The following is a 5,874-nucleotide window of genomic DNA, read 5'->3' as shown; positions in this document are numbered from 1 at the left end:
TGGCCAACATCGTCGTACACGCGTGGCTGGTCGACCGGCAGCGTCGCGAGCTGCTCGGCGCCCGTCTGCTCGGGGTCTTTGGCCAGATCCAGCGCGCTGGCGAAGTCGTCCATCTGGTCGCCAAGCGCCTGGTCGACCTGAGTTCACTGCTCGGCCAATTGTCGGTGCACAGCCGCAACTTCCACTGAACCACGGCGCCGCCCCGCATTGCCCTCCGCCCGCCCCCCATCTTCCGTGCATCATTTCACGGACGATCCTATACTGGCTGAAGTACGATGAAAGTTCCTGTCCTCTACCTTTGACCTCGACCTTGCGCTACGGCGCGCCCGAGCGGCGCAGCGGACGCTCTTTGACCGGGAACGCTCTGGGAACATTGAACATGGATACCCTGAAGGAGAAGACCAGAATTCTGATCGTCGAGGACGAAGCCATCATCGCCATGGATCTCAGTCAGCGGCTGGAGATTTTCGGCTATACGGTGACCGGCATCGCGGCCAGCGGCGACCAGGCTCTGCGCCTGTGCTACGACACCCAGCCCGATCTGGTGATGATGGACATCGTGATTCGTGGCAACAAGGACGGCATCGAAACCGCCGCGCTGATCCGCGGCCGGCACGACATTCCGGTCGTCTATCTGACCGCGTACAGCGACCTGTCGACGCTGCAGCGGGCACGCGAAACGCTGCCCTACGGTTACCTGGTCAAGCCCTTCCGACCGGACGACGCGCGCGCCACGATTGAAGTCGCTCTCGTCAAGCATCGCATGGAACGGCAGTTGCGCCAGAACGAACGCTGGTTCGCCAAGACGCTGCACTGCGTCAGCGACGGCGTGGTGGCGACCAACGAGCACGGCGCCTTGCGTTTGTTGAACTCGGTGGCTCGGCAACTGCTCGGCGTCGAGGAGGAAGCCGTGCTCGGCGCGCCGATTGGCAGTGTACTTCGACTGGTCGACGAGCATACGCAGCAGGTGATCGACGAACCCGCGCAAACCGTGCTTGCCACGCGCATGGCGCTGACGCAGAACAGCGCAGCGCTGGTGATCGCCGCCGACGGCCGGGAAACGGTGGTCGAGTACAACGCCGCACCGATCCTGGACAACGACAATGCGCTGCTCGGCGCGGTCATCGTCCTGCGCGACATCAGCCATCGCCGCAAAGTCGAGCGCGCCCTGGCCGAAAGCGAGGAGCGCTTTCACTCGGCGTTCGATTTTGCCGCAATCGGCATGGCCTTGGTCGCCCTCGACGGCCGCTTCCTGCAACTGAACGACGCCGCATGCACCATTTTCGGGCTGTCGCTGGGCGCAGCGCGCTGCGTCACGCTGCAGTCAGTCTGCCACCACGATGACTGCGAGCATCTGAACAACCAACTCTACGATCTGATTACCGGCGGCGCTCCGTCGTTTCAGACCGAAATCCGGTTCGTTCATCCGGATTCGCAGATCACCTGGGCCATGCAGTCGGTCTCTCTGGTCAGCGATGGTGGAGCACCGCTCTATTTCATCGTTCAGGTACAGGACATCACCGCGCGCCGTTCGGCCGAGGCGCAACTGGTTTACCTGTCGCAGTTCGACCACCTGACCGGATTGCACAATCGAACGCATCTGACGCGCATGCTCGAAAAGTCGCTGGCCATGAGCCGGCAACACGGCCTCGGCGTGGCCGTGATGTTCATCGATCTGGACAATTTCAAGCTGGTCAACGACACGCTCGGTCATGCCGCGGGCGATGCCCTGCTCAAGGAAGCGGCCAGGCGGCTGCGCACCGCGGTGCGCGAGTCGGATCTCGTCGGGCGCATCGGCGGTGACGAGTTCGTCATCGTGCTGACCGGAATCGACAAGGCGGAAACGGCGCAACGCGTCGCCAGCAATCTGCTGCAGGCGATGGAGCGACCGGCGCAGATCGGCGACGAGGAAGTCTGGTTGACGATCAGCATTGGCGTCAGCCTGTTTCCGAACGACGCGAGCACCGCCGAGCGCCTGCTGGCGGCTGCCGACAACGCCATGTATCGCGCCAAGGAACTGGGCAAGAACGGCTGCGCGTTCTTTTCTGCCGAGTGGAGCGAGCAGGCTACCGGCCGCATTCTGCTCGAAACCAACATTCGCCGGGCGCTTGCCGGCGAGCAGTTCGAGTTGCACTATCAACCGATCTACACGACCAGCGGCAAACTGCACGCCGTCGAAGCCCTGGTCCGCTGGCGCGATCCCAAGCTGGGCCTGGTTTATCCGGGCGAATTCATCCCGACGGCGGAAAACTCGGGCCTCATCGTACCGCTCGGTCAATGGGTGCTCGACGCCGCATGCAAGCAGTTGCGTACCTGGCACGACGGCGGAGCACCCGACCTCTACATGGCGGTCAACCTTTCCGGACGCCAGTTCCGCGACCCCAAGCTGCTCTACATCGTCGAGGCGACGATCGCCGAAAGCGGCGTCAACCCCGAGCGTCTGGAACTCGAACTGACCGAATCGGCGATCATGCAGCAGCCCGAGAAGGCAAGCTCGACGCTGCGCGATCTGTGCAACATGGGCTTGCGGATCTCGGTCGATGACTTCGGAACCGGCTATTCGAGCCTGAACTATCTGAAGCGCTTTCCGATCCACAACCTGAAGATCGACCGCTCGTTCATCAGCGGCTTGCCGGGCGACCGCGAAAACGCGGCCATCGTCTCGGCCATCATCACGATGAGCCATGCGCTCGGCCTGCGGGTCATCGCCGAAGGCGTCGAAACGCAGGCGCAGCTCGACTGGTTGCGCGAACAGGCGTGTGATCTGATCCAAGGCCACTTCTTCAGCCGGGCGAGCGGCCCGCTCGACCTCGCACCACTGCTCGCCGCCGGCAAGCAGCAAACCAACACCTGACCCGAACATGGCCGATTACGTCTATTGGGATCCCGGCGTCACCGTCGGCGTCGAGGAAATCGACCTCGAACACCGCACCTTCGTCGCGCTGATCAATCGTCTCGAAAGCGTCAAGACCGATCACGCGCTGGCGCCGCGCGTACTGCAGGAACTGATCAAGTACGTTGCCTTCCATTTTCAGAGCGAAGAAAACATCTTTTTCGAAAACGGTTATCCCGAACTCGAAGCGCACCGTGTCCTGCATCTGGCGCTGCTCGAAAAGCTGAACATCGTCCTGATGGAATTGCGCTCCGGCCAGATCGACTTCGACGAGTTGCTGGCCTTCTTCCGCGAGTGGTATCTCAGCCACACGACCAAGGAGGACGGTCGCTTTGCCAGATTTCTGGCGCACACGGTCGATGCCGCGACGGCGGACGAGCAGCGCACGCCGACCGCTACCAGTTCACCGGCGGCACCCGCCAGCGCACCGCCGCTGACCCACGTACCGACCGCCTGGCTGCACGACACGCTGGCAGCCAGCGTCCGCCTGCACAGCGGCCGCGTGCTCGAGCTGGCCGCCGCCCTGCGGGCGACGGATGCCACGGTCACCGACTGGGTGAGCGCGCGGGCAGCGGACTTCGACTACCCGGAAATCGCCGAGGCGCTGCGCTCGGAACTCGCCAGGCGAGCAAGCGAGCCCCGATGAACGGGCGGCGATGACTCCGGTTCCGGCGAACATTCTGCTCCTGGACGACTTGCGCGACAGCCTCCGGCAGTCGGCCCGCCTGCTCGCGGCGCATGGTTATCGCCCGCGGCCGACGCTCAGCGCGACGGCCGCGCTGGCCGCCGCGGCGGCCGAGCCGCCTGATCTGATCCTCCTCAAGCCACAACTGGCGACCGGCATCGATGGCTACGAAGTCTGCGCCCGCCTGAAGGCAGAGCCCGCGACGGTCGACATCCCGGTGATTTTCGTCAGCGCATCGGAAGCCGCTTTCGACAAGGTACGGGCATTCGCCTGCGGTGGCGCCGACTTCGTCGGCAAACCTTTCGAGCCCGAGGAATTGCTCGCGCGCATCGCGCTGCATCTGCGCCTGCACCGCCTGCAGAGCGAAGTGGCGACGCACAACTGGCACCTGCAGAGCGAGGTGGAGCGACGTACTGCCGACCTGCTGCAGGCCAACACCGAATTGAAACAGATGATCGCCGAAAACGCCCGCACCGAGCAGGCGCTCAAGGAAAGCGAGCACCGCTTCCGCATCGTCATGCAGAATTCGCCGATTGTCATCTACGTCCTCGACCAGCAAGGCATTTTTCGGCTGGCCGAAGGGCTGGCGCTGACCCAGTTGGGTTTGCAGCCGGGGGAAGTCGTCGGGCGCTCGGCGTTCGAAGTCTTTGCCGACTACCCGGCGGTGCTTGCCGACCTGCGTCTCGTCCTCAGCGGGCGCCTGCGGCGGACTGAAAGCCAGATCGGCGATACCGTCTTCGAAACCGTATACTCGCCCTGCCTCGGCCTGGACGGCGAAGCAAACGGCGTCATCGGCGTTGCCGTCGATACCACCGAGCGCACCCGTGCGCGCGCCAGACTGCAGGCTTCCGTGCGCGAGAAGGAAGTCCTGCTGAAAGAGATCTATCACCGGGTCAAGAACAACCTGCAAGTCGTCGTCAGCCTGCTCAGCATGCAGGGCCAGAATGTTGCCGACACGGTCGTGCGTGAGCGCTTGGCCGAAAGCGCCGACCGGGTGCGGGCCATGGTGCTGGTTCACGAACAGTTGTACCGCTCAGCCGATCTCGCCAGCATTGCTTTCGACCGCTATCTCGAGCAGCTGATCGAGCAGTTGGCGCACCAGTTCGCGCAACCTAAGGTGAGCATCGTCAAGCACCTGCAAGCACTTACCCTGGGGCTGGATACGGCGATCCCCTGTGGTTTGCTGATCAACGAACTGATCAGCAATGCTTTCAAGCACGCCTTTCCCGATCGGGAGAGCGGCCGCATCGAGCTCGAGTTGCGGCGGAACGACGATGGAACGATCTGCATCGTCGTGGCCGATGACGGAATCGGTCTGCCGGAGAATTTTTCGCCGCAACGCGGCAGCAGTCTCGGTTGGCGCCTGGTCAACGGACTGGTCAACCAGATCGAGGGCACGCTCTCGTTTGACCGCCAGGGGGGGTCGCGCATCGAGGTCCGTTTTGCCGAAGAAAGCCGCGAAACCAGTCGCTACCGTGACGGCCTGTGATCAGCCCGCCGGCACCGTATAATGGATGACTCGTAGTGCCGGACAAGGGGAGGCAGGCGATGGCGGATCTGATGGGCATTGCTCGCGCGCTGCAGCGGACCGACCGAAGATCCGTCACCGCGTCGAATACGCGCCGCAAGAAACGCGCCTTGTCCGCTGAATGCACGATCATCAGCCTGCAGAATCGGGCTGCGCTGCGGTTTTAGCACGGCCACGAGGAATCAGTACCATGAACACCCAGACCCCTGACGAAATCCTGGTCGTCGATGACACGCCGGCCAATCTGAAGCTCTTGAGCATGCTCCTGGCCGAGCAGGGCTACCGCGTTCGCCCGGCTTCAAACGGTCTCCTCGCCTTGCGCTCGGTCGCTGCGAAAGCGCCGGATCTGATCCTGCTCGACATCCGCATGCCCGACATGGACGGCTACACGCTCTGCCGACAGATCAAGGCTGATCCACGTCTGGCACCGATTCCGGTGATCTTCATCAGCGCGTTGAATGAAACCTCGGACAAGGTACAGGGGTTTTCCGTCGGCGGCGTCGATTACCTGACCAAGCCCTTCGAGCCGGCCGAAGTGCTGGCGCGCGTGCGCACGCACCTCGACCTGTGGCGCCTGCAGCGCCGGCAGGCACAGGTTCAAAGCGAACTGGAACTGCGCGTACGCGAGCGCACGGCTGAATTGGCGCAAGCCAATCGGGCCCTGCAACAGAGCGAGGAACGTCTGCGTCTGGTCATCGAAGCGACCAGCGACGGCGTCTGGGACTGGGACGTCCACAACCAGTCGCTGTTCCTCAGCGATCGCTGGTA

Annotated in this window: 6 protein-coding genes; all 6 read left to right on the top strand. The window is 63.4% G+C overall.

Annotated features, from left to right (window positions below; all coding sequences use genetic code 11):
• Positions 1-188, top strand: a 188-nt coding sequence (locus RKP46_RS16145; RefSeq protein WP_311107563.1) for a hypothetical protein, incomplete at its 5' end; no start/stop codon positions are given.
• Positions 189-379: 191 nt separating this feature from the next.
• Positions 380-2,854, top strand: a complete 2,475-nt coding sequence (locus RKP46_RS16140) for an EAL domain-containing protein (RefSeq protein ID WP_311107562.1) — start codon at positions 380-382, stop codon at positions 2,852-2,854.
• 7 nt (positions 2,855-2,861) lie between these two features.
• Positions 2,862-3,539 carry a bacteriohemerythrin gene (locus tag RKP46_RS16135; protein WP_311107561.1) on the top strand — a complete coding sequence of 226 codons (678 nt, stop codon included), beginning with the start codon at positions 2,862-2,864 and terminating at the stop codon, positions 3,537-3,539.
• A 10-nt stretch (positions 3,540-3,549) separates the two neighbouring features.
• Positions 3,550-5,067, top strand: coding sequence for a histidine kinase dimerization/phosphoacceptor domain -containing protein (locus RKP46_RS16130; protein WP_311107560.1), 1,518 nt, complete (start codon positions 3,550-3,552; stop codon positions 5,065-5,067).
• Positions 5,068-5,102: 35 nt separating this feature from the next.
• The gene (locus RKP46_RS16125; RefSeq protein WP_311107559.1) at positions 5,103-5,273 is read left to right on the top strand and encodes a hypothetical protein; all 171 of its coding nucleotides are present in this window, start codon (positions 5,103-5,105) and stop codon (positions 5,271-5,273) included.
• A 23-nt stretch (positions 5,274-5,296) separates the two neighbouring features.
• On the top strand, positions 5,297-5,874 hold a 578-nt coding region (locus tag RKP46_RS16120; RefSeq protein WP_311107558.1), incomplete at its 3' end, for a response regulator.

The sequence above is a fragment of the Accumulibacter sp. genome, assembly GCF_031732815.1.
GTDB lineage: Bacteria > Pseudomonadota > Gammaproteobacteria > Burkholderiales > Rhodocyclaceae > Accumulibacter.
The sequence above is the reverse complement of the archived record's forward strand: the minus strand, read 5'-3'. Positions and strand labels throughout refer to the sequence as shown.

What these genes read in the sequence shown, in the direction of transcription:
- RKP46_RS16140 (WP_311107562.1), top strand. Translation starts at nt 380, where the DNA reads ATGGATACCCTGAAGGAGAAGACCAGAATTCTGATCGTCGAGGACGAA.
- RKP46_RS16135 (WP_311107561.1), top strand. Translation starts at nt 2,862, where the DNA reads ATGGCCGATTACGTCTATTGGGATCCCGGCGTCACCGTCGGCGTCGAG.
- RKP46_RS16130 (WP_311107560.1), top strand. Translation starts at nt 3,550, where the DNA reads ATGACTCCGGTTCCGGCGAACATTCTGCTCCTGGACGACTTGCGCGAC.